This is a genomic window from Streptomyces pseudovenezuelae, from assembly GCF_001513955.1.
Taxonomy (GTDB): Bacteria; Actinomycetota; Actinomycetes; order Streptomycetales; family Streptomycetaceae; genus Streptomyces; species Streptomyces pseudovenezuelae.
In genome coordinates this window covers 473,793-495,288 of record NZ_KQ948145.1, presented here as the reverse complement: position 1 = coordinate 495,288, position 21,496 = coordinate 473,793, and the positions used below count along the sequence as shown (strand labels likewise).

19 protein-coding genes are annotated in these 21,496 nt (G+C 69.1%); 9 read left to right on the top strand and 10 right to left on the bottom strand.

Translation table 11 applies throughout. From position 1 onward, the window contains the following. The first annotated feature begins 151 nt into the window (after window positions 1-151). From AQI94_RS09605 to AQI94_RS09590, 4 genes are all read left to right on the top strand, one after another. Window positions 152-1,417, top strand: a complete 1,266-nt coding sequence (locus AQI94_RS09605) for a L,D-transpeptidase (protein ID WP_031050822.1) — start codon at window positions 152-154, stop codon at window positions 1,415-1,417. A gap of 135 nt (window positions 1,418-1,552) precedes the next feature. Further along, entirely contained in the window at window positions 1,553-3,016 is a 1,464-nt protein-coding gene (locus AQI94_RS09600) for an ABC transporter permease (RefSeq protein ID WP_062229684.1), read from the top strand. 226 nt (window positions 3,017-3,242) lie between these two features. Next, window positions 3,243-3,926, top strand: coding sequence for an ABC transporter ATP-binding protein (locus tag AQI94_RS09595; protein WP_031049717.1), 684 nt, complete (start codon window positions 3,243-3,245; stop codon window positions 3,924-3,926). A gap of 204 nt (window positions 3,927-4,130) precedes the next feature. Continuing rightward, complete coding sequence (locus tag AQI94_RS09590) at window positions 4,131-7,451, top strand: S8 family peptidase (protein WP_031049721.1); 3,321 nt, start codon at window positions 4,131-4,133, stop codon at window positions 7,449-7,451. A gap of 71 nt (window positions 7,452-7,522) precedes the next feature. Here AQI94_RS09590 and sigJ read toward each other — a convergent pair whose 3' ends face one another. After that, window positions 7,523-8,422, bottom strand: a complete 900-nt coding sequence (gene sigJ, locus AQI94_RS09585; RefSeq protein ID WP_031049724.1) for an RNA polymerase sigma factor SigJ — start codon at window positions 8,420-8,422, stop codon at window positions 7,523-7,525. A gap of 106 nt (window positions 8,423-8,528) precedes the next feature. On the opposite strand from sigJ, the gene AQI94_RS09580 reads away from it, so the two are divergent. Together AQI94_RS09580 and AQI94_RS09575 are read left to right on the top strand one after the other, a co-directional pair. Beyond that, window positions 8,529-9,035 (top strand): nuclear transport factor 2 family protein, encoded by a 507-nt coding sequence (locus tag AQI94_RS09580; RefSeq protein ID WP_037943190.1) that lies wholly within the window; start codon window positions 8,529-8,531, stop codon window positions 9,033-9,035. Between the two features lie 105 nt (window positions 9,036-9,140). Next, window positions 9,141-9,911 carry a group II truncated hemoglobin gene (locus AQI94_RS09575; protein ID WP_031049727.1) on the top strand — a complete coding sequence of 257 codons (771 nt, stop codon included), beginning with the start codon at window positions 9,141-9,143 and terminating at the stop codon, window positions 9,909-9,911. Window positions 9,912-9,923: 12 nt separating this feature from the next. Here the strand turns inward: AQI94_RS09575 and AQI94_RS09570 are convergent, their stop codons facing one another. Then, window positions 9,924-10,826, bottom strand: coding sequence for a helix-turn-helix domain-containing protein (locus tag AQI94_RS09570; protein WP_031049729.1), 903 nt, complete (start codon window positions 10,824-10,826; stop codon window positions 9,924-9,926). 180 nt (window positions 10,827-11,006) lie between these two features. Here AQI94_RS09570 and AQI94_RS09565 point away from each other — a divergent pair, with 180 nt between their 5' ends. Then, window positions 11,007-12,047: an NAD(P)-dependent alcohol dehydrogenase gene (locus AQI94_RS09565; RefSeq protein WP_031049732.1), complete on the top strand. Its 1,041-nt coding sequence runs from the start codon at window positions 11,007-11,009 to the stop codon at window positions 12,045-12,047. A 73-nt stretch (window positions 12,048-12,120) separates the two neighbouring features. On the opposite strand, the gene AQI94_RS09560 is transcribed toward AQI94_RS09565, so the two are convergent. The 3 genes from AQI94_RS09560 to AQI94_RS09550 are packed head-to-tail and all read right to left on the bottom strand — an operon-like array spanning window position 12,121 to window position 15,288. Continuing rightward, window positions 12,121-13,194, bottom strand: coding sequence for a FecCD family ABC transporter permease (locus tag AQI94_RS09560; protein ID WP_062229683.1), 1,074 nt, complete (start codon window positions 13,192-13,194; stop codon window positions 12,121-12,123). Between the two features lie 50 nt (window positions 13,195-13,244). Beyond that, window positions 13,245-14,231 carry a FecCD family ABC transporter permease gene (locus AQI94_RS09555; RefSeq protein WP_062229682.1) on the bottom strand — a complete coding sequence of 329 codons (987 nt, stop codon included), beginning with the start codon at window positions 14,229-14,231 and terminating at the stop codon, window positions 13,245-13,247. A 4-nt stretch (window positions 14,232-14,235) separates the two neighbouring features. Continuing rightward, on the bottom strand, window positions 14,236-15,288 hold the full coding sequence (locus tag AQI94_RS09550) for an iron-siderophore ABC transporter substrate-binding protein (protein WP_031043561.1): 1,053 nt from the start codon (window positions 15,286-15,288) through the stop codon (window positions 14,236-14,238). Window positions 15,289-15,383: 95 nt separating this feature from the next. Between AQI94_RS09550 and AQI94_RS09545 the strand changes: the two genes are divergently transcribed. Further along, window positions 15,384-15,767, top strand: coding sequence for a VOC family protein (locus AQI94_RS09545; RefSeq protein ID WP_031043558.1), 384 nt, complete (start codon window positions 15,384-15,386; stop codon window positions 15,765-15,767). A gap of 72 nt (window positions 15,768-15,839) precedes the next feature. Here the strand turns inward: AQI94_RS09545 and AQI94_RS09540 are convergent, their stop codons facing one another. Together AQI94_RS09540 and AQI94_RS09535 are read right to left on the bottom strand one after the other, a co-directional pair. Then, window positions 15,840-16,814, bottom strand: coding sequence for a DUF5829 family protein (locus tag AQI94_RS09540; protein ID WP_037942103.1), 975 nt, complete (start codon window positions 16,812-16,814; stop codon window positions 15,840-15,842). 182 nt (window positions 16,815-16,996) lie between these two features. After that, complete coding sequence (locus AQI94_RS09535) at window positions 16,997-18,100, bottom strand: AI-2E family transporter (RefSeq protein ID WP_391287604.1); 1,104 nt, start codon at window positions 18,098-18,100, stop codon at window positions 16,997-16,999. Window positions 18,101-18,273: 173 nt separating this feature from the next. On the opposite strand from AQI94_RS09535, the gene msrA reads away from it, so the two are divergent. Further along, window positions 18,274-18,786: a peptide-methionine (S)-S-oxide reductase MsrA gene (gene msrA / locus AQI94_RS09530; protein WP_031043551.1), complete on the top strand. Its 513-nt coding sequence runs from the start codon at window positions 18,274-18,276 to the stop codon at window positions 18,784-18,786. A gap of 30 nt (window positions 18,787-18,816) precedes the next feature. Here the strand turns inward: msrA and AQI94_RS09525 are convergent, their stop codons facing one another. The 3 genes from AQI94_RS09525 to AQI94_RS09520 all read right to left on the bottom strand — a co-directional run bounded on the left by AQI94_RS09525 (window position 18,817) and on the right by AQI94_RS09520 (window position 21,373). Beyond that, window positions 18,817-19,410: a hypothetical protein gene (locus AQI94_RS09525; protein ID WP_031043550.1), complete on the bottom strand. Its 594-nt coding sequence runs from the start codon at window positions 19,408-19,410 to the stop codon at window positions 18,817-18,819. A 218-nt stretch (window positions 19,411-19,628) separates the two neighbouring features. After that, complete coding sequence (locus AQI94_RS42640) at window positions 19,629-20,657, bottom strand: glycosyltransferase family 4 protein (protein ID WP_078902698.1); 1,029 nt, start codon at window positions 20,655-20,657, stop codon at window positions 19,629-19,631. Further along, window positions 20,654-21,373, bottom strand: coding sequence for a hypothetical protein (locus AQI94_RS09520; protein ID WP_159050634.1), 720 nt, complete (start codon window positions 21,371-21,373; stop codon window positions 20,654-20,656). The genes AQI94_RS42640 and AQI94_RS09520 overlap by 4 nt, the downstream gene beginning before the upstream one ends. Window positions 21,374-21,496 lie beyond the last annotated feature (123 nt).

Here is a 21,496-nt window from a genome sequence, read left to right as displayed (position 1 = left end):
CTCAGGTGTCGCACGAACCGACAGACGCACCTTCCGCCACGGCGGACGTGGTGTGCCCCACACCTTCCGAGAAGGTGGAACGGGACGAACCGGTCGTAGCGTTTAGGTTTTATTGACGGGGACTCTCGGGGTTTCTGGGATTTCGGCAACGATGGAGAAGCGTGTGATGACGGTCAGTAAGCGGCGCAGGGGCCTGACGGTCGCGTCCGCTCTGCTCGGCGGAGTGCTGGTGCTCTCTGCCTGTTCCAGTGGCGACGACTCCTCCTCGAAGGGCGGTGGCGGCGACACCTCGCAGGCCAAGGCCGACGAGGCGGCGGCGAAGAAGAGCTCACAGGCCGAGATCAGGATCACGCCCAAGGACGGCACGGACAACGCCTCCATCAACAACTCCGCCGCCGTCACCGTGAGCAAGGGCACGCTCACCGGCGTGACGATGACGACCACCGATGGCGCGAAGGTCGCCGGCGCGCTGTCCGCCGACAAGACCAGCTGGAAGCCCGAGACCCAGCTGGAGCGCTCCACGACCTACAAGGTCGCCGCGGAGGCCAAGGACTCCGACGGGCTCGTCGCCCACGAGAACGCCTCGTTCACGACGGTCTCCCCGTCGAACAGCTTCATAGGCAACTTCACGCCCGAGGACGGCTCGACCGTCGGTGTGGGCATGCCGGTGTCGATCAACTTCGACAAGGCGATCACCAACAAGGCGGCCGTCCAGAAGGGCATCACCGTCTCCTCCAGCAGCGGTCAGGAGGTCGTCGGTCACTGGTTCAACGCCAACCGCATCGACTTCCGCCCCGAGGACTACTGGAAGGAGAACTCCACCGTCACGCTGAAGCTCGCGCTCGACGGTGTGCAGGGCGCCAACGGGGTCTACGGCGTCCAGCAGAAGACGGTCACCTTCAAGATCGGCCGTAACCAGGTCTCGTACGTCGACGCCAAGACCAAGCAGATGAAGGTCACGCAGAACGGCGCGACGATCAAGACCATCCCGATCTCGGCCGGTTCGCCGGACAACAAGACGTACGAAGGCGTCATGGTGATGTCCGAGAAGTTCAAGGAGACGCGCATGAACGGCGCGACCGTGGGCTTCACCGACGACGACGGCAAGGGCGAGTACGACATCAAGGACGTGCCGCACGCCATCCGCCTCACCAACTCCGGCACCTTCATGCACGGCAACTACTGGGGCGCCAAGTCCATCTTCGGCTCCGTGAACACCAGCCACGGCTGCGTCGGCCTCTCCGACACCAAGGGCGCCAACGACACCGGCACCTCGGGTTACTGGATGTACACCCACTCCATCGTCGGCGACGTGGTGGTCGTCAAGAACACCGGCGACAAGACGGTGGCCCCGGACAACGGCCTCAACGGCTGGAACCTGAGCTGGGCCGACTGGAAGGCGGGCTCGGCGGTCTGAGCCACCCGTAGTCCACAGCTTTCCGATGCCGCCCCCAGGGGCGGCATCGGTGTTTCCGGGGCCGCGCACAGCCTTCTCATGCAGCTCTTATGGGGGGCTTATGGAGTCATCACGCGCCGTACCTAGCTTGCGGCCATGTTCTTCACCTACCTGAGGCGCGAACTGCGCCGCCGCAGAAAGGCGGCCCTCGTCGTCGCCTCCGGCCTCGCGCTCGGTATCGCGCTCGTCATCGTGGTCAGTTCCGTGTCGTCCGGCATGGGCAAGGCCCAGGACAAGGTCCTCCAGTCGCTGTACGGGCTGGGCACCGACATGACGGTCACCAAGGCCGCCCCGGCGCAGGCCGATTCCTCGGACCGGCCGCGCTTCCGGTTCGACGCACAGGACAACGGCTCCGGCGCGGAGCAGAGCAGCGACCGGGTGATGGTGCAGGGGTTCCAGACCCTGTCCGCCGCCACGGTCACCAAGGTCGACCGGCAGACCGGCGTCTCGGACGCGGTCGGCGGGCTGAGCCTCCAGGTCATCAAGGTGAGCGGAGAGTTCACCCGCGGGCAGTTCCAGCAGAACCAGAACGGCGGCAACCAGCAGGGCGGCCCGGGCGCCAACGGTGGCGGAAGCGGGCAGCCGCAGGGTGAAGTGCGGGGCGGCGGAGCCAACTTCGACGTCAACAGCTACTCGGTCTTCGGCACCGACGTCACCAAGGCGGCCCTCGGCCCGCTGACCTCCTCCAAGATCACCAGTGGCCGTACGTTCAAGTCGACGGAGACCGACGCCAAGGTCGCGGTCGTCGACTCCGCGTACGCCAAGGAGAAGAAGCTCAAGGTCGGTTCCACCGTCACCGTCAAGAGCGTCAAGTTCAAGGTGATCGGCGTCGCCACCGCGGACAGCGGGGACGCGGCCGCCAACGTCTACGTCCCGCTCACCCAGGCGCAGACCCTCAGCGACTCGAAGAACAAGGTCACCACGATCTACGTCAAGGCGACCGACTCCCAGAAGATCGACTCCGTCAAGTCGACCATCCAGAAGAACATCTCGGGTACGACGGTGACGACCTCGGCGGATCTCGCGGACACGGTCTCGGGATCGCTGTCGACGGCGTCCTCGCTCGCCACGAACGTCGGCAAGTGGCTGTCGATCGCCGTACTCGTCGCCGCGTTCCTCGTCGCCGGTCTGCTGACCTCGTCCGCGGTGTCGCGCCGGGTACGGGAGTTCGGCACGCTCAAGGCGCTCGGCTGGAAGTCGGGACGGGTGACCCGGCAGGTCGTCGGCGAGGCGATGGTCAACGGACTGCTCGGCGGCGCGCTGGGCATCGCGCTCGGTCTCGCCGGCGCGTACGTCGTGACGGCCATCAGTCCCACGCTGCAGGCGCAGCTGGGCGGTGGCGGTGGCGCCAACTCCGGTCCCGGTGGCGGCGGTTTCGGCGGCCCCGGTCGCCAGGCGGCCGCCAAGACGCTGGAGGTCGCCCTGACGGCCCCGGTCAGCGTGACGACGGTGTCGATCGCGGTGGGTCTGGCGGTGGCGGGCGGTCTCATCGCGGGGGCGTTCGGCGGCTGGCGCGCGTCGCGGCTGCGGCCGGCGGACGCGTTGCGGCGAGTCGAGTAGCGGGCGTCGGCGCGCGGTTCCGGTGCGCGGTGCCGGTACGCGGTGCCGGTGCGCCCACGGAGCTGCCTCGCCTTGTCATCTCGCGGGTGCGGGAGTGCTGTGGCCGGTCGCGCAGTTCCTCGCGCCCCTGGGCGGGTGCAGACCAGGCAGGCCCAGCCGTACCCACTCAGCCGCAGCCGACCACGCACCGCCCCATCCCCGAACCCCACCACCCCAGGAGCTCACCATGTACGAACTCAGAAGCGTCACCAAGCGCTACTCCCGAGGCAAGGACACCGTCGACGCGCTCGCCGGTGTGGACCTCACCATCGCCGACGGGGACCGGCTCGTCATCCAGGGCCCCACCGGCGGCGGCAAGTCCACCCTGCTCCAGATGCTCGGCGCACTGGACAAGCCCACGGAGGGCGAAGTCGTCCTGGACGGCACCGACCTGGCCAAGCTCTCGGAGGCCCGGCTGACCCGGGTCCGCAGCGAGAACATCGGCTTCGTCTTCCAGTCCTTCAACCTCATCCCCACCCTGACCGCCCAGGAGAACGTCGAGACCGCCCTCGTACCCCTCGGCGTGAAGGTGAAGGAGCGGCGGGAGCGGGCGGCCGAGGCCCTGACCTCCGTCGGGCTCGGGGAGCGACTGCGGCATCTGCCCTCCGAGTTGTCCGGCGGACAGCAGCAGCGCGTCGCCATCGCCCGGGCCCTCGTCAAGGAGCCGAAGGTGCTCCTCGCCGACGAACCCACCGGCAACCTCGACGAGTCGATGCGCGACGAGATCATGGACGTACTCGAACGCATGTGGAAGGAGCTGGGGCTGACCTTCATCATGGTCACCCACGACTCCGCCATCGCGAAGAAGGCCCCCCGCCTCGCCACGATCCGCAAGGGCCGGATCACCGTGAAGGAGAATGCCGCCTCCTGAACCAGTCAGAACCCTCAACTCCGCCTGAACCCGGCGGTCTTGTAACAGACTTTGCCGCCGGGGAGTTGTCTATTGAGGTCGTGATCACCCCTCGGCATACTGCGATCACCGGGGGGTGCACGTATATGCGTGCGAGTCTCCCCCCGGCCGGGTGAACGGGGAATTCACCCGGTCCTTCTGCAAGGGGGAAACTTGCGCAGACAAGTGAAGAAGGCATGCGCGGCCACGATCGCCACGGCGGCCGCGGTAGCGCTCGCGGCGGGCATGACCAGCCCGGCGTCGGCGGACGCGCAGCAGACGGCGAGCGTCTCGCAGTCGAACAAGGCGCAGCTCACGCCCAAGCACCGCATCACCCTGATCACCGGTGACCGCGTCGTCGTGGACGCCAAGGGCCGGGTCGTGGGCCTGGAGCCCGCGAAGGGCCGCGAACACATACCGGTCCAGCTCCGCAAGGCCGACGGCCACACCTACGTGCTGCCGTCCGACGTCGTCCGCCTGGTGGCGAGCGGCAAGCTCGACCAGCGGCTGTTCGACGTCACCGAGCTCAACAAGGCCGCCACCCGCAAGTCCCAGAGCAAGGGACTGAAGGTGATCGTCGGCTACAAGGGCGCGGCGAGCGCGGCCAAGGACGACGTCCGGGACGCGGGCACCCTCCGCCACTCCCTGGCCTCCCTGAACGCCGACGCGGTGCAGACGCCGAAGGACGAGGCGCCCGAGCTGTGGGACGCGGTCACCAACGGTGACAAGACCGCCTCCGGCATCGCGCACGTCTGGCTCGACGGCGTCCGCAAGGCCAGCCTCGACAAGTCCGTGCCGCAGATCGGCGCGCCGACCGCCTGGGCCAAGGGCTACAACGGCAAGGGCGTCAAGATCGCCGTCCTGGACACCGGCATCGACGCGACCCACCCGGACCTCAAGGACCAGGTGATCGCGGCCAAGAACTTCTCCACCTCCGCCGACGCGACCGACAAGTTCGGCCACGGCACCCATGTCGCCTCCATCGCGGCCGGTACCGGCGCGAAGTCCGGCGGCAAGTACAAGGGTGTGGCGCCGGGCGCCAAGCTCCTCAACGGCAAGGTGCTCAGCGACGACGGCTACGGCGAGGACTCGCAGATCCTGGCCGGCATGGAGTGGGCCGCCGAGCAGGGTGCCGACGTCGTCAACCTCAGCCTGGGCGGCGGCGACACCCCGGAGATCGACCCGCTGGAAGCCGAGGTCAACAAGCTCTCGGAGACCAAGGGCATCCTGTTCGCCATCGCCGCCGGCAACGAGGGCGACTTCGGCGACCAGACCATCGGCTCCCCGGGCAGCGCCGCCTCCGCCCTGACCGTCGGCGCGGTCGACGACAAGGACAAGCTGGCGTCCTTCTCCAGCACCGGCCCCGGCCTCGACGGGCAGATCAAGCCCGACGTGACCGCGCCCGGCGTGGACATCACCGCGGCCGCCGCTCCCGGCAGCCTCATCGACAAGGAGGTCGGCGAGAAGCCCGCCGGCTACCTCACCATCTCCGGTACGTCGATGGCGACCCCGCATGTCGCGGGCGCGGCGGCGATCCTCAAGCAGGAGCACCCGAGCTGGGGCTACGCCGAGCTGAAGGGCGCCCTCACCGGCTCCGCCAAGGGCGGCAAGTACACCCCGTTCCAGCAGGGTTCGGGCCGTATCGCGGTCGACAAGGCCATCACGCAGTCCGTCATCGCCGACCCGGTGTCGGTGAGCTTCGGCACGCAGCAGTGGCCGCACACCGACGACAAGCCGGTCACCAAGCAGGTGACGTACCGCAACCTCGGTACGAAGGACGTCACGCTGAAGCTGACGTCGACGGCCACGAACCCGAAGGGGCAGGCCGCTCCGGCCGGCTTCTTCAAGCTGGGCGCCACCACGGTGACGGTCCCGGCGGGCGGCAAGGCCTCCGTCGACGTCACCGTCAACACCAAGCTGGGCGGCACGCTCGACGGCGCGTACTCCGCGTACGTGGTCGCGACGGGCGGCGGCCAGACCGTGCGCACGGCGGCGGCGGTGCAGCGGGAGGTCGAGTCGTACGACGTCACGCTGAACGTCCTCGACCGTGACGGCAAGCCGGCCAAGAACTACAGCACGGACCTGACCGGCATCTCCGGCCTGGCCGACGGCAAGCGGTTCGCCCCCTACGAGGAGGACGGCTCGGTCACCGTCCGCGTGCCCAAGGGCAACTACATCCTCGAAGGCACGTACTTCGTGGACCCGGAGGACACCACCAAGGGCTCCGACTGGATGGTCCAGCCCAAGCTGAACGTCACGAAGAACACGACGGTCACGCTGGACGCGCGCAAGGCCAAGCCGGTCGACATCACCGTGCCGGACGCGGCCGCCAAGTCGGTGTTCGCCTCACCCGGTTTCCAGGTCAACACGCCCACCGGCGGTTACGGCTTCGGCTGGTTCCTGGACTCCTACGAGGGCTTCCGCACCGCGCACATCGGCCCGCAGGTGACCGACGGTTCGCTCATCGAGCAGTTCGACGGCCACTGGAGCAAGGGCGCCACCGAGCAGTACGACACCATCGCCGGCGGCCCGGTCAAGCAGTTCGCCACCGGTTACACCAAGCACTACAAGGCGAGCGAGCTGGCCACGGTCAAGGTCGGCATGGGCGCCGCGGCCGGCGGCAAGAAGGGCTCCGTCAACGCCGTGGGCTGGCTGCCCGGCTCCTTCTCCGCCTCCTCGATCGGGCTCCAGCAGACCCTGCCGGGCACCCGCACCCTGCACCTGTCCACCCTCGGCGGCGTCAAGTGGGGGATGGACTTCGAGCAGTACAGCGGTGTCGACCCGGACGGCTTCCCGGTCTCCGACGCGTACTACACGCTCGGTGCCGAGCAGTCCTTCCAGGCCGGCAAGTCGTACGCGAAGACCTTCAACACCGCGGTCTTCGGCCCGCATCTCAACGCCGACTTCGGTCTGTACCGCAACGGCAACGACATCCTGGGCTCTCTCCCGCTGTTCGCCGACGGCAGTGGCCACGCCGGTTCCTCCCTGTTCACCTCGGTGAACACCACGCTGTACAAGAACGGTGTCAAGGTCGGCTCGAACGACGACCCGCTGTTCGGCGAGAAGGCCTTCAAGGTCCCCGCCGGCCAGGCCTCGTACAAGCTGACGACCTCGGTCAAGCGCAGCGTCAAGGTCGCGGCGGCCTCCACCCGGATCGACGCCAGCTGGACGTTCTCGTCGAAGAAGACGGCGGACTTCACCAAGCTGCCCGCCTCCATGGTCCGCTTCAACGCGAAGACGGGTCTGGACAGCAGGGTCGAGGCCGGCAAGACGGTCAAGATCCCGCTGACCGTCGAGGGCTCCGCGAAGGGCTCCAACCTCAAGTCCCTCGCGGTGTACGTGTCGTACGACTACGGCCAGACCTGGAAGAAGGTCACGGTCTCGGGCGGCAAGATCACCGTGAAGAACCCGGCGAAGGGGAAGGCCATCTCCTTCCACGCCAAGATCGCCGACAAGAAGGGCAACAAGTCGACGATCTCGATCTACAACGCGTACTACGGGAAGTGACCCGCAGCACGCGCTGATCGAGAGGCCCGCCGGAAGCAGCACGACGCTTCCGGCGGGCCTTTCGCATGCCGTCAGCCCGCGGTCCAGGGCCGCAGCTTCTCCGGGTTCCGTACCGCCCAGACCCGGGTGACCCGGTCGTCCTCGACATCGAGGGCGAGGACCGCCTGAACGGTGTCGTCCACCTGGACCACCAGGCCGGGCCGGCCGTTGACCGTGCGTTCCAGGAGGACCAGTCCGGGGGCCCCGGCGACAAGGCCGGCCAGGAAGCGGGCGATCGGCTCACCGCCGTGGAGCGGTACGGGCAGAGCGCTGACGAGGCCGCCGCCGTCGCTGGTGGCCACGGCGTTCGGGTCGAGGAGCTGGACGAGGGCGCCGATGTCCTTCGCCTGCCAGGCCTGCTTGAAGTCCCGGACCACGGCCGCGTGCCGGCTCGGCGGGGTCACGGGGGGTCGTTGCTCGCGCACCCGTCGGCGGGCCGACACGGCCAGCTGACGGCAGGCCGCCGGGCTGCGGCCGACGATCTCGGCCACATCGGCGAACGGGTAGCGGAAGACGTCGTGCAGGACGAACACCACCCGCTCGGCCGGGGTCATCGACTCCAGCAGCACGAGGAAGGCCATGCCGACCGACTCGTCCAGGGTGACCCGGTCGGCCGGGTCCGCCGGGGCACCGGCCCACTCCGCGCTGTCCGGCAGCGGCTCCGGAAGCCACTCACCGACGTACCTCTCCCGTCTGGCCCGCGCCGAGCCGAGCACGTCCAGGCAGATCCGCCCCGCGACCGTGGTCAGCCAGCCGCCCGGCGACCTGATCGCCCGCTGCTGCTCGGGGGCCAGGGCGTACCAGCGGACGTACGTCTCCTGCACGACGTCCTCGGCGTCCGCCAGGGACCCGAGGAGCCGGTACGCGAGGTTGATCAGCCGGCGCCGCTCACCCATGATCGCGCTCAGGGCCGGCTCGGGCGGTGTGCTCATGATGGTCGCCTCCTTTGCCGGTACGACGGGACAGCGCCCCGAGACGTGACGTCCTCACATTCCCGGTGGCCGTGTCGTCGTACCGGTGAGACCGAGGAGGAGAGCGATGACCGACATCCGGACCCTTGCCGACCGCATCGAGATCCAGGCGCTGCCCGGCGAGTTCACCGACGCGGCCATGCTGCGGGACTACGACCGCCTGGCGGCCCTGTTCGCCGAGGACGGTGTCCTGCGGATACCGGCCGCCGGCGTCGAGTTCACCGGCCCTAAGGAGATCCGCGAGGGGATCGAACGGCTGCGGGCCGTGTGGGAGTACTTCGTGCAGACCGTGCACCCGGGAGTGACCCGGGTGGACGGCGACAGCGCGTACGGGCGGGCGTACATCGTGGAGTTCGGGCGGATGCGTGACGGGAGTTCGCACGGCAACCACGCCCTGTACCACGACCGCTACCGGCGCACCCCGGACGGCTGGAGGTTCACCGAGCGCTCCTACGAGATCCGCTACCTCGACACCAGCGCCCTCACCGGCGCCCCACCGGAGTCCGGACCGGTCATCACCCTTCCCGCCGGGACCGCCGAGGCAGGGCGGCCGGGACCGGGTCCGGCGAGCTGACCGGCGACGCGTCCTCGCCCCCGCCCGCGGCCGCAGCAGGCCCGGCTTCGTCAGCCGGTTCCCGGAAGGGCGGCTTCCGGCGGCCGTCCGTGTTTGAGTGGCCGTATGACCACAGAGACCGTCGAGTACATCCGCTACCGCATCCCGGAAGACCGCTCGGCGGAGTTCCTGTCCGCCTACACGCACGCCTCGGTCCAGCTGGCGGCGGCACCGCAGTGCGTCGACTTCGAGCTGGCGCGCTGCGAGGAGGACTTCGAGCACTTCGTCCTGCGCATCACCTGGACCTCCACCGAGGACCACCTGGAGGGCTTCCGCAAGTCCGAGCTGTTCCCGGACTTCCTCGCCGAGATCCGGCCGTACATCGAGAACATCGAGGAGATGCGCCACTACAAACCGACGACGGTCCGCGGCCGGGGCGCCGCCGTGCCCACCCTGTTCGCATGGGCCGGCGGCGCGGAGGCCTTCGCCCGGCTGACCACGGTGTTCTACGAGAAGGTGCTGGCCGACGACCTCCTGGCCCCGGTGTTCGCGGGTCTGGCCCCCGAGCACGCCGAGCACGTCGCCCTGTGGCTCGCGGAGGTCTTCGGCGGGCCGACCGCCTACTCGGAGACCCAGGGCGGCCACGGCCACATGGTCGCCAAGCACCTGGGCCGTGGCATCACCGAGCCGCAGCGCCGCCGCTGGGTGAACCTCATCCAGGACGCCGCCGACGAGGCCGGGCTGCCCACCGACGCGGAGTTCCGCTCGGCGTTCCTCGCCTACGTGGAGTGGGGCACAAGGCTCGCGGTCCACTTCTCGGGACCGGACGCCAAGCCGCCCGCGGAGCAGCCGGTGCCGAAGTGGAACTGGGGGGCCGCACCGCCGTACCAGGGCTGAGCGGGCGCCGGGTCACGAGCGCGCGGACTCACCCGCTCGGGTGGCGTCCGCGCCCCAGCTCGCCAGCAGCCGCAGGGCGTCGGCGGACGGCGAGCCCGGCTCCGCGTGGTAGGTGATCAGGAGCTGTTCGGTACCGTCGGACAGCGGGAACGACTCCCAGTGCAGGGTCAGTTCGCCGACCAGCGGATGACGCAGGTGCTTGGTGCCGTAGCTCTTCTCCTTGACGTCGTGCATGGCCCACAGACGCCTGAACTCCTCGCTCTTCACCGAGAGCTCCCCGACGAGGGCGGACAGCCGGGGATCGTCGGGATGGCAGCCCGCGTCCATGCGGAGGTAGCTGACCACGTCACTGGCCTTCTGCTCCCACGGCACGAACAGCTCCTGGTACTCCGGGCGCAGGAAGATCAGCCGCGCCCAGTTCCGCTCCTGGGCCGGCAGCTCCGCCCAGTCCCCGAAGACCGCCGCCGCCATCCGGTTCCAGGCGACGATGTCCGACCGGCGCCCCGAGACGTACGCCGGGACCTCGATGGAGTCCAGCAGGTGCCTGACCGCCGGGCGCACCTGCTCGGTGCGCGCGGTGGTCCGCTTCTTGTGCTCCTTCGGCTTCGCCAGATGCGTCAGGTGCGCGTGCTCGGCGTCGGTCAGCCGCAGGGCGCGGGCGATCGAGTCGAGGACCTCCGCCGAGACATTGCGCCCGTTGCCCTGCTCCAGGCGCGTGTAGTACGCCACGGACACGCCCGCCAGCTGTGACAGCTCCTCGCGGCGCAGTCCCGGCACCCTGCGGTGCCGCCCGAAGTCCGGCAGCCCCACGTCCTCCGGCTTCAGCCGGGCCCGCCGGGTGCGCAGGAACTCGCTGAGCTCGGCACGCCGGTCCAGTGAGCCGCTTCCGGGCAGTTCCTCGGCCATCTCGTCCATACGTCAAGTATTCACGGTCGTACGCTCACCATCCTGTCCCCGCCAGTAGTAGGCACAGCGAACGTACGCAAAGCTGTGACCTGGGTGGATCGTGATTCGTCGGGCAGGGTGGAGAACGTGCCCGGACGGATGGACAGAAGGCAGCCGGGCATGAACCCCCTCGCTAGGAGAACCCCCGGCATGACCACTGTCGCCGCATACGCCGCCCCCGCCGCGAAGGCTCCCCTGGAGCGCACCACCATCGAGCGCCGGGCGGTCCGTGAGCACGACGTCCTGATCGACATCAAGTTCGCCGGCATCTGCCACTCCGACATCCACCAGGCCCGTGAGGGCTGGGGCGAGGCCATCTTCCCGATGGTCCCGGGCCACGAGATCGCCGGCATCGTCTCCGAGGTCGGATCCGGCGTCACCAGGTACAAGGTCGGTGACCGCGTCGGCGTCGGCTGCATGGTCGACTCGTGCGGTGAGTGCGAGAACTGCAAGGCCGGCATCGAGCAGCACTGCGTCAAGGGCAACGTCCCCACGTACAACGGCATCGGCAAGGACGGCGAGCCCACCTACGGCGGCTACTCCGAGAAGGTCGTCGTCGACGAGAACTACGTCGTCCGCATCCCCGAGGGCCTGTCCCTCGACGAGGCCGCCCCGCTGCTGTGTGCCGGCATCACCACCTACTCCCCGCTCACGAAGTGGGGCGCCGGCCCCGGCAAGAAGGTCGCCGTGATCGGCCTGGGCGGCCTCGGCCACATGGGCGTCAAGATCGCGCACGCGCTGGGCGCCGAGGTCACCGTCCTGTCCCAGTCCCTGCGCAAGAAGGACGACGGCCTCAAGCTGGGCGCCGACCACTACTACGCGACCAGCGACGCGAACACCTTCAAGGAGCTGGCGGGCTCCTTCGACCTCATCCTCTCCACGGTCTCGGCCCCTCTCGACTTCGGCGCCTACCTGAGCCTGCTCAAGACGGGCGGCGCCCTGGTCAACGTCGGTGCCCCGGAGGAGCCGATCGCGCTGAACCTGTTCTCGCTCATCGGCGGCAACAAGACCCTCGCCGGTTCGATGATCGGCGGCATCGCCGAGACCCAGGAGATGCTGGACTTCTGCGCCGAGCACGGCATCGGCGCCGAGATCGAGCTGATCGCCGCGTCGGAGATCAACGAGGCGTACGAGCGGGTCGTCAACAGCGATGTCCGCTACCGGTTCGTGATCGACACGGCGACGATCTGACCCACCGCGCGCACAGGAAGGGCCCCGGTCCCGTGCCGGGGCCCTTCGGCGTACGGCCGGCTGCCGGGCCCTTTCACCGAACGGCGCTCCGCCGCCCCAGCAGCCACAGCAGATACGGTCCTCCGACCAGCGAGGTCAGCGCCCCGACCGGGATCTCCAGCGGCGGCAGCAGCGTGCGCGCGACGAGATCGGCGGCCACCAGGACCAGGGCACCGGTCAGCGCCGAGCACAGCAGCGGCAACTGGGGCGTGCGGGTCAGCCGCCGGGCCAGCTGCGGCGAGGTCAGCGCGACGAACCCGATCGGCCCGGCGGCCCCGGTGGCGGTCGCGGCGAGCACCACCCCGAGCACGGTCACCCCGAGCCGCACCCGGTCCACCCGCACGCCCAGCGCGGCAGCGGTGTCCGCGTCGAGCCCGAGCGGCCGCGCGGCCCTGCCCGCCCACACCAGGGCGGGCAGAGCGAGCAGGAGTACGGCGCCCAGGGGGCCGGCCTGCTCCCAGCCGCGCCCGTTGAGACTTCCGGTCAGCCACAGCTTCACCTGCTCGGCGGCTTCCAGCTCGGAGTCGGCTAGGTACAGCTGCACCACGGCGGACAGGGCGACCCCGATCCCGACACCGACGAGCACGAAACGGCCGCCGGCCTGCACACCGCGCCGCCAGGCGAGGACGTGGACGAGGGCGGCGGCGCCGAGACCTCCGGCGACGGAGACGAGCGGCATGGCGGCGGGCGAGCCGACCGCCCCGGTGGCGAGGGCCAGCACGGTGGCGGCTGCCGCCCCGTGTCCGACCCCGATCACATCGGGACTGGCGAGCGGATTGCGGGTGACGGTCTGCACCAGCGCCCCGGCGGCCCCGAGCGCGGCCCCGACGAGGGCGCCGAGCACGATCCGGGGGACGCGCAGCTCGTTGACGACGAGGTCGTGGGGCCCGGCTCCGGTCCGCAGGGCGCGCCAGACCTCGGCGGGGGAGACGTAGCTCTGCCCGAGGCAGGCGGAGAGGGCCATGACGGCGAGCAGGAGCGCGAGCAGAGCGAGGGCCACGCCGACGGAACGACGGTGGACGAGGAAGGAGAGACGGGGGTGCGGGCGCAGGACGGCGACCGTCGTCCGCCCGCCCCGGCTCGGTGATTGCTGATCGCGCAGCCGCACGACCGCACGCCGAGGCGCCTGCGCGGGCGGGCCGGCCCGCCGAGCACCGCTCACGAGACGGCCCCCCGCCGCCGTACGAGAAACACCAGCACCGGCACCCCCACCAGCGCGGTCATCACTCCGGCCGGGACCTCCGCGGGGGCCCGTACCACCCGCCCCGCCACATCCGCCCCCACCAGCAACGCGGCCCCGAGCAACGCGGACAGCGGCAGCACCGCCCGGTGCCCGCCCGGCACGAGCCGCCTGGCCAGGTGGGGCACCGCGAGCCCGACGAACGCGATGGGCCCCGCCGCGGCCACCGCCGCCGCGGTCAGCAGCGCCGCCCCCAGCGCCGCGGATCCCCGCACCCACGCGACCCGGTGCCCGAGCGCCCGGGCCGTGTCGTCGCCCAGCGCCAGCGCGTCCAGCCCCCGGGCGCACCCCAGCACCAGCACCGCCCCGGCGGCCAGGAACGGCAGCATGCGGACGACCGTCCCCGCGTCCCGCCCGCTCAACGCCCCCACCTGCCAGAACCGGAACTGGTCGAGGGTCGCCGCGCTCGACGTCAGGACGACGGTCGTGCCCCCGGCCGTCATCGCCGAGAGCGCCGTCCCCGCGAGCGCCAGCTTCACCGGTGACGCCCCGTCCCGGCCCCGCGCCGCGATCCCGTACACGAGCAGGGCGGCGAGCACGGCCCCCGCGAAGGCGTACCAGACGTATCCGGAGAACCCGTCCGCGAGCCCCAGCCCGATGGCGATCACGACCCCCGCGGCCGCGCCCTGGCTCAGGCCGAGGATGCCGGGGTCGGCGAGCGGATTGCGGGTCACGGCCTGGAGCGCGGCTCCCGCGACTCCCAGCGCGGCACCCGCCGTCAGCCCGATCTCGGTCCGCGGCAACCGCAGCGACCGTACGACCAGCGCGTCCGGCGATCCGCCGCCGTGCAGCAGGGCGTCCGCCACGGCGGACAGCGGCACCGCCCGGGTCCCGACCGTGAGGCTGAGCACCCCGGCGGCGGCCACCACGAGGACGGACGCCGGCCAGGCGAGACGGCGTATCACGCGACTACTTGCCGACGGTGTCGGCGAGTCGGGAGATGACGAGCCGCGCGGCGGACGGCCCGGCGTTGAGGTACCAGGGGTCGTCGTCGACCCGCACGGCCTGCCCGGCCCGCACCGCCTTCATCGACTTCCACAGCGGCCCGGCCACGACGCTCGCCGCGTCCGTCCCGGCCGCGTCCCCCTGCACGGAGTAGAAGATCCAGTCCCCGTCGGCCGTGTCGATGCTCTCCGCGCCGATGTCCTGCGAAATGGCGTGGAACCGCTGGGACTTGGGCCGCGACAGGCCCATGTCGACGGCGAGGGACCCGGTGAAGGAGGAGACGCCGAACATCCGGGTGCGGTCGGGTGTGAAGCGGACCATGGACACGGCCGGGTCGCCCTTGATCCGCTGCCCCTTCGCACGGGCGTCGGCGACGATGCCGTCCAGCAGCCTCCGCGCGGCCTCGCCCTTGCCGACCGCGGCGCCGACGAGCAGCAGGTCGCGCTTCCAGTTGATGCCGTTGCCCGCGGTGATCACGGTGGGCGCGATCTTCGACAGCTTGGGGTAGAGGTCGCCGAGGGAGTCGTTGGCGAGGATCAGGTCGGGCTCGGCGGCGGCGAGGGTCTCCAGGTTGGGCGCCTGGCGGGTACCGGCGTCGGTCATGCCGGCGAGCCGCTTCTTGTACGCCGGGAAGGCGTCCGCGAGATAGCCGGGCACGAGACCGGCGTTGTCGGCGCGGGTGGTCGCCGTGGGCACGACCCCCAGGGACAGCAGGTCGTCCAGCTGCCCGGTGCTGAGCACGGCGATCTTCTTCGGCTGGGCCCCGACCGTGGTGCTGCCCTCGAAGTGCGTGACCGTGCGCGGGAAGGCCCCGTCGGTGTCCTGGTCGGATCCCATGCCGTCGGCGAGGGCGGCGGGGGCGGCGGAGGGGCCCTCCAAGGCGTTTCCGGTGGCCCCCAGCACCGGGTGCCGGTCGGCCTTCCCGGTCGTCCCGCCGGTGTCCGAGGACGAGCAGCCGGCGAGCAGCCCTCCGACGACGATCGAGGCCAGGACGGCCCGCACTGCTGCTGTACGCACGACTACTCCGGTGGTGCTGGGTTCTCACTGACTCGCTAAGGCAAGGCTTACCTTAACTGCTTGCGGAGTATGGTCGTGCGGAGGAGGCCTCCACGATGACCGTTCAGCTGAACCACACCATCGTCGCCGCACACGACAAGCACGCCTCGGCCCGCTTCCTGGCCGACATCCTGGGCCTGGCGGTGAGCCCGCAGTACGGCCCCTTCGTCCCGGTCGAGATCCCCAACGGCGTGACCCTCGACTACATGGACACGACGGAAGAGATCACGCCGCAGCACTACGCGTTCCTCGTCTCCGAGGAAGACTTCGACACGATCTTCGCCCGGATCCGGGACGCGGGGCTGACGTACTGGGCGGACCCGTCCCACCACCGGCCCGGCGAGATCAACCGCAACGACGGGGGGCGGGGCGCGTACTTCGACGACCCGGACGGCCACCGGCTGGAGATCCTGACGCGGCCTTACGGCAGTGGGGGTTGAGTCTCTCGGACGGGGTGCGCGTGAGGGTGCGCCGCCCCTTTTTAGGGTGCGCACCCTCTGTCTGCTGCCCGGCTACCGAGTGCCGTCTGCGGTGTTGTCGGTGGTGCCGCCGATGGTGCCGTTGGCGGCGAACGTCCACACGGCACGGCTGCCCGGGCCGACGGTGAGCGTCGAGTGACCGATCTGCTCCACGTGCCGGTCCTTCACGGGCCGGTTGAGCGACATCTCGACCTGCTGGAACCCGGCTTGCTCGCGCGGGACGGAGTCGAACCGGATCGTGGTGCCGCCCCCCTCCGCGACGACACCTCCGCCGGCCACGTTCTTGACGGCGAACCCGCCGGCCCGCAGCAGCGGCACGGTGTCGGCGAGGTCGCCCTCGGTGACCGCGATGCGGACGGAGGTCACGTCACGCATCAGATGCGTGCGGTAGTCGTCGGACAGGACGCGCTCCCGGCCCACGTCACCCGGGAAACTCGCGGGCTCGGTCTTGCTGCGGGGATCGGCGAAGTACTCCGGCCGGTACTCCATCGCCCAGGCCCCGAAGGCGTCGTACTCGGTGGCCGTGAGGATGGCGTCGAACCACGGCACGGGCACCCCGTCGCCGAAGTCCCGGGTCTGGAGGAACTCGATCGGGTCGGCGACCCCCGCGCTCTTCAGCCGCTCGGTGACCGTCGCCAGGTCGCCGTCCCGTTCGGTGGACAGGCCCAGCCCGGCGGAGCCGAGGGTGCCGTCCTGGCCCGCGATGTCACCGACTCCGAACAGTTCGAGATAGGTCTCGCGGCCCATCAGATAGCGGCCGGTCCAGGTCTGCCCGCCGGTACCGGTCGTGGTGCGGACCTGGAAGTTGGCGAAGTCCCTCAGATAGTCGGAGTGTTCGATGGCATCGGCGGTCTCCCGGTCGAAAACCCCGTAGGAGTGGTTGTAGAACAGCAACTGCCGGTCGTCCGAGGACGGGTTCCCCTCGGCCTGTGCCTTCCCCTGGGCCTGTGCCGTCCCCACGGCACCCCCGAGCGCTCCGGTGAGGGCCAGAGCGAGTACGACGATCATCCGTAATGTCCGATGAATCAGCATGCAGGCGATCGTAGGTCGGGGAGGCGGCGGCCGCGGTTGTTTTTCAACGGGGTCGAAATGCTTGACACCCGGGGTTCGGCGAGGTGTTGCACGGCACCGCCTGACGGCCGTCGGCTCGGGCACGGCGCGGGGGTCGCATCGAGGGACGGCACCGCTCTTCAGGACGGGGTGGCGATGCCGGTCTCCGGCTCGGCGGTGCCCGGATCCTGTGACGGCTCCTGGAGCTGCTCGCGCATGTAGTTCCAGATCACCGCGATCAGCGCGGCGACCGGTACCGCGAGCAGGCTCCCCACGATTCCGGCGAGGCTGCCGCCCAACGTCACCGCCAGCAGGACCACGGCCGCGTGCAGGCCGAGCCCCCGGCTCTGGATCATGGGCTGGAACACGTTGCCCTCGAGCTGCTGCACCACCACGATGATGGCCAGCACGATCAGCGCGTCCATCAGGCCGTTGGAGACCAGCGCGATGAGAACCGCGACGAAACCGGCGAAGAAGGCACCGATGATCGGCACGAACGCCGAGACGAAGGTCAGCACCGCCAGCGGGAGCACCAGCGGTACCCCGAGGATCCACAGGCCCAGGCCGATCAGGACGGCATCGATCAGGCCGACGGCCGCCTGGGAACGCACGAAGGATCCCAGCGTGTCCCAGCCGCGCGCGGCCACGGTCGGGACGTCGGTGGAGAGCCGACCGGGCAGCTGACGGGCGAGCCACGGCAGGAACCGCGGACCGTCCTTGAGGAAGAAGAACATCAGGAACAGGGCCAGGACGCCGGTGACCAGGCCGTTCACCACGGTGCTCACTCCCGTGACGACAGCGCCGACCATGCTGCCGAGACCGTCCTGCGCCCGGGAGACCGCGGAGTCGAAGGCCTTGTCGATCTGGGCGTCACCGATGTTCAACGGCGGCCCGGCGGCCCACTCGCGCACCTTCTGGACGCCGTCGACCACCCCGTCGGTCAACTCGCCTGACTGCGACGCCACCGGCACCGCGATCAGTGCCACGACCCCTGCGGCGACCAGCAGGAACAGCACGGTCACCGTCGACGCCGCGAGAGCGGGCTTCCACCCGCGGCGCAGCAGGAAGCGAGTTGGTGGCCAGGTCAGCGTGGTCAGCAGCAGACCGATCACGAGCGGCCACACGACCGACCACATCCGGCCCAGCACCCACAGACTCACCGCGAGCATCAGCAATATGAGCAGCAACTCCGCGGAGGCCCGCGCCGACGTGCGCAGCGCCGCGCGGGCTTTCGTGGAACTCAAGTTGGCAGTCACGGGTGCACCCTATGGGTACTCACATCACACCGGCACCATGGCTGCGTCACCGGTCGGCCGTGGAATCGCCCGGCACCCTCGCGCGTTGAGGGGGAGTGGGCAGGGGCTGCCGGCGGTGTGCCGGCCGACCGGCCCGAGCGAGCAGATATGGGAGGACAGCGATGGCTGCGCAGACACAGAGGGCTGTGCTGGCGGGCGGATGCTTCTGGGGAATGGAGGAGCTGATCCGCCGGCTGCCGGGCGTGACGGCGACCCGGGTCGGATACACCGGGGGTGACGTGCCGAACGCGACGTACCGCAACCACGGCACGCACGCGGAGGCCATCGAGATCCTTTTCGACCCCGAGCAGACCGACTACCGCACGCTCCTGGAGTTCTTCTTCCAGATCCACGACCCGAGCACCAAGAACCGCCAGGGCAACGACATCGGCCTCAGCTACCGCTCGGCGATCTACTACGTGGACGACGAGCAGAAGCGCATCGCCGAGGACACCATCGCGGACGTGGACGCCTCCGGGCTGTGGCCCGGCAAGGTCGTCACCGAGGTGGAGCCGGTCGGCCCCTTCTGGCAGGCCGAGCCTGAGCACCAGGACTACCTCCAGCGCTACCCGGACGGCTACACCTGCCACTTCCCGCGCCCGGGCTGGCGTCTGCCGAAGCGCGCGGAGAGCTGAGGCGTCTGACGTCTCTGACGCCCCTGTGCGTCACATACCCGGCGCGCGCGTCCACAGGGTCACGTCGCTGCTCGTCGCGACGGCGAGGGTGCGGCCGGAGGGGGAGAAGCCGGCCGCCCGGTGTTCGGAGCCGTGGGAGTGGAAGACATGCCACCACCGCTCGCCGTGCGGATCGCGGTGGGGCATGCCGCTGCCGCGGGAGAGCAGGACGCGGTGGTGGGGCCAGGCCGGCGAGACGACCTCCACGTGCCAGCCGTCGGCGGTGGTGGCATGCAGCCCGCCGCCGAACAGCCCGGCGATGTGGACCCGACGGCCGGCGATCGGCCCGAGGCCCGGACAGGTCAGATCCGGGGCCGCGTCCGGCGTACCGCTCTCCGGATCGGGATCCCGGTCCCGTGCGACCTTCTCGCCGGTGACGGCGTCGAAGAGACCGTGGCCGTCGGTGGAGACGACCATCACGAGGTCGTGGCCACTGTCCGGATGCGTCGCGAAGCCGATCCCGAGCAGCCCTCCGACCGCGGCGCAGGAGTCGAACACCGGCTGCCAGGGAGCGGGCGCGGGAAGCACGGGGACAGACGCGAGGCGATCCCGCAAGTCCCGCTGGTAGGGGGAGAGTTCCGTCATCCCTCCATGATCCCCTGTGGTCCCCTGTGATGCTTGACGGCGAACGCGATGGCCTGGGCGATCGCGTCGGGCGGAATCGCGATCTCGTCCACGGAGGTTGATAGCCCGTCGGATGACCTCCCGAAGGCGTTTGACCGATGCCGGCACGCCTGGAATCAATCGGGCACGACACCCTGGTGCCGCTCAACCCGCAGCGCCCGTTAAGACCTTGGCCCTGCTCAAATTTGCTCGTATACCTTGACCAGATCCTTGGCGATGACTTCTGATCCGTACGAGGAAGCAACAGAGAGTGACCGTTGGCCAAATCTTTGGCGGGCCTCGGGACTTGAAAGCAAGTAATCGACTTGATCAATAAAATCAGGGATGTCTTCTGCTGTCAGTCTGTCGATGCCGGGCTCGCCGAATATGTCATCGTAAACGGGCAACCTTCGGGTGATTATGGGTAGTCCCGATGCTGCGGCCTCAAGGATGGCCAAGCCGAACGTTTCATGATGCGAGGGGAAAAGGAAGACGTCCGCCGCGCGGCACCACTGCGATACGTCCTCCCGCGGCAGGCCGCCGGTGAAGTGCAGGTTCCTCGGTGCTCCGGCCATCAGTGATCTGATTTCCGCTCGACTGGCGGAAATAGGGCCAAAAAGAGATTCCCCAACCCATACGAATTTTACGTCAGAGAATTTTCGCGCGCATTCTACGAAGATGTGCGGACATTTGCGTGGCTGTAGCTGGGCGACGCACAGGACCACCCGTTCGTCCTGCCCGACTCCTAGTGCCTTGCGGCTGGCTTGTCGCGCACTGGGGCTGGATTTGAAAACCGTGAGGTCAACGCCGTTGTGCACCACGTGCACGGGTTTTCGTATGCCACGTGAGAGGAGCTCCGAACGTACTTCTTCGCTCACGGCCAGGATTGCATCTGCCTGGCTGTAGAAACGGTCAAGGTATGCGCTCCATGCCGCGGTGTACATCCGTGCGCCCGCGAGGCTCCCTAGGAGGCTATGGCTGGCGAGGTGGGCAGAAACCAACACGGGGCCTCGATGATTGATCATCTTGATCAGGGATGCCGGGCCCACTGTGTGGATGTGCAGTACTCCATCCCTCCACCACTGGTTGACGCCCAAATTGAGGCCTGGCATCGCCTGCAGGGCGGAGATGGTGTCACAGAAGACCGAGTGGACGCCGTGTGGCGCAGGGAAGTAAAGACTTTCCGAGAATTGGTTTACCCGTAGAAGTTCTGGGTCGTTCGAAATCACCTACTCGACACTCTCCTTGCATATTGTCTTTGGATGCGGCCGGGCAGAGTGGCTGGAACGGCAGTATTGGATCGAGCGAGCTCGATGGAAGCCAAGGCTATCAGTGTGAGGCAAAGGGCGATGCCCACGCCGTCGAACCAGGCGACATTGAAGTCATGCCAGTGCAGAGACGCGCTTTTGATCAAGCTGCATGCGATGAAGATGATGAACGTAAGCAGGTAAAAAACCTGCGTGGCGATTACGCTGGCGCGATTCCTGTACTTGTCGGCGAATGCAAACCGCTCAAGGGAAGTCAGGTCGCGTGGATTCATGCTCAACGTTTCGATGAGCTCTTTCAGGACGCGTAGACGTGCCACGTCGGTGTAAAGTTGGATCTGATACGTCAGTGAAGCGGCCAGGGCGTATGGGGCCAGAATTATTACCGACTTCTTTCCGTCGACCACGCCGAATTTCACTGCGGCAATGGCTATCAGGCCTGAGAAGTAGACGAACCGTTCGGCGCTGGCCGTCATCAGCTGCACGCGCGATGCTAATTCGCGCAGATATGCAGTGATCTCTTCCCGCGACGCCTCATTGGGTATTGCCATGTCGCCCCCGCATGCCGTTGGACTAGGGGCAGGATAGCGGGACTCAACCGTGCTGTTGAGGTCTTCGCCCAACGGGTCAGCAGACCGTGTGTCAGCCTGCTGCGCGACTGCGGTCTCCGCACCGGACACTGAAGGATGCTTCTCGGTGTACCGACGATGAGTTTGCTCCAGATCCGCCGCTTGATCCGGGTGCAATCTGCGACTGATGCAGCCACGAGTGCCATAAAGTGCCCGGTCATCCGGCACAGCGCC

Excerpts from the sequence above, each read along its gene's own strand:
- AQI94_RS09605 (WP_031050822.1), top strand. The coding sequence starts at position 152 with ATGGAGAAGCGTGTGATGACGGTCAGTAAGCGGCGCAGGGGCCTGACG.
- AQI94_RS09600 (WP_062229684.1), top strand. The coding sequence starts at position 1,553 with ATGTTCTTCACCTACCTGAGGCGCGAACTGCGCCGCCGCAGAAAGGCG.
- AQI94_RS09595 (WP_031049717.1), top strand. The coding sequence starts at position 3,243 with ATGTACGAACTCAGAAGCGTCACCAAGCGCTACTCCCGAGGCAAGGAC.
- sigJ (WP_031049724.1), bottom strand. The coding sequence starts at position 8,422 with ATGAGCACACCGCCCGAGCCGGCCCTGAGCGCGATCATGGGTGAGCGG.
- AQI94_RS09580 (WP_037943190.1), top strand. The coding sequence starts at position 8,529 with ATGACCGACATCCGGACCCTTGCCGACCGCATCGAGATCCAGGCGCTG.
- AQI94_RS09575 (WP_031049727.1), top strand. The coding sequence starts at position 9,141 with ATGACCACAGAGACCGTCGAGTACATCCGCTACCGCATCCCGGAAGAC.
- AQI94_RS09570 (WP_031049729.1), bottom strand. The coding sequence starts at position 10,826 with ATGGACGAGATGGCCGAGGAACTGCCCGGAAGCGGCTCACTGGACCGG.
- AQI94_RS09565 (WP_031049732.1), top strand. The coding sequence starts at position 11,007 with ATGACCACTGTCGCCGCATACGCCGCCCCCGCCGCGAAGGCTCCCCTG.
- AQI94_RS09545 (WP_031043558.1), top strand. The coding sequence starts at position 15,384 with ATGACCGTTCAGCTGAACCACACCATCGTCGCCGCACACGACAAGCAC.
- AQI94_RS09540 (WP_037942103.1), bottom strand. The coding sequence starts at position 16,814 with ATGATCGTCGTACTCGCTCTGGCCCTCACCGGAGCGCTCGGGGGTGCC.
- msrA (WP_031043551.1), top strand. The coding sequence starts at position 18,274 with ATGGCTGCGCAGACACAGAGGGCTGTGCTGGCGGGCGGATGCTTCTGG.
- AQI94_RS09525 (WP_031043550.1), bottom strand. The coding sequence starts at position 19,410 with ATGACGGAACTCTCCCCCTACCAGCGGGACTTGCGGGATCGCCTCGCG.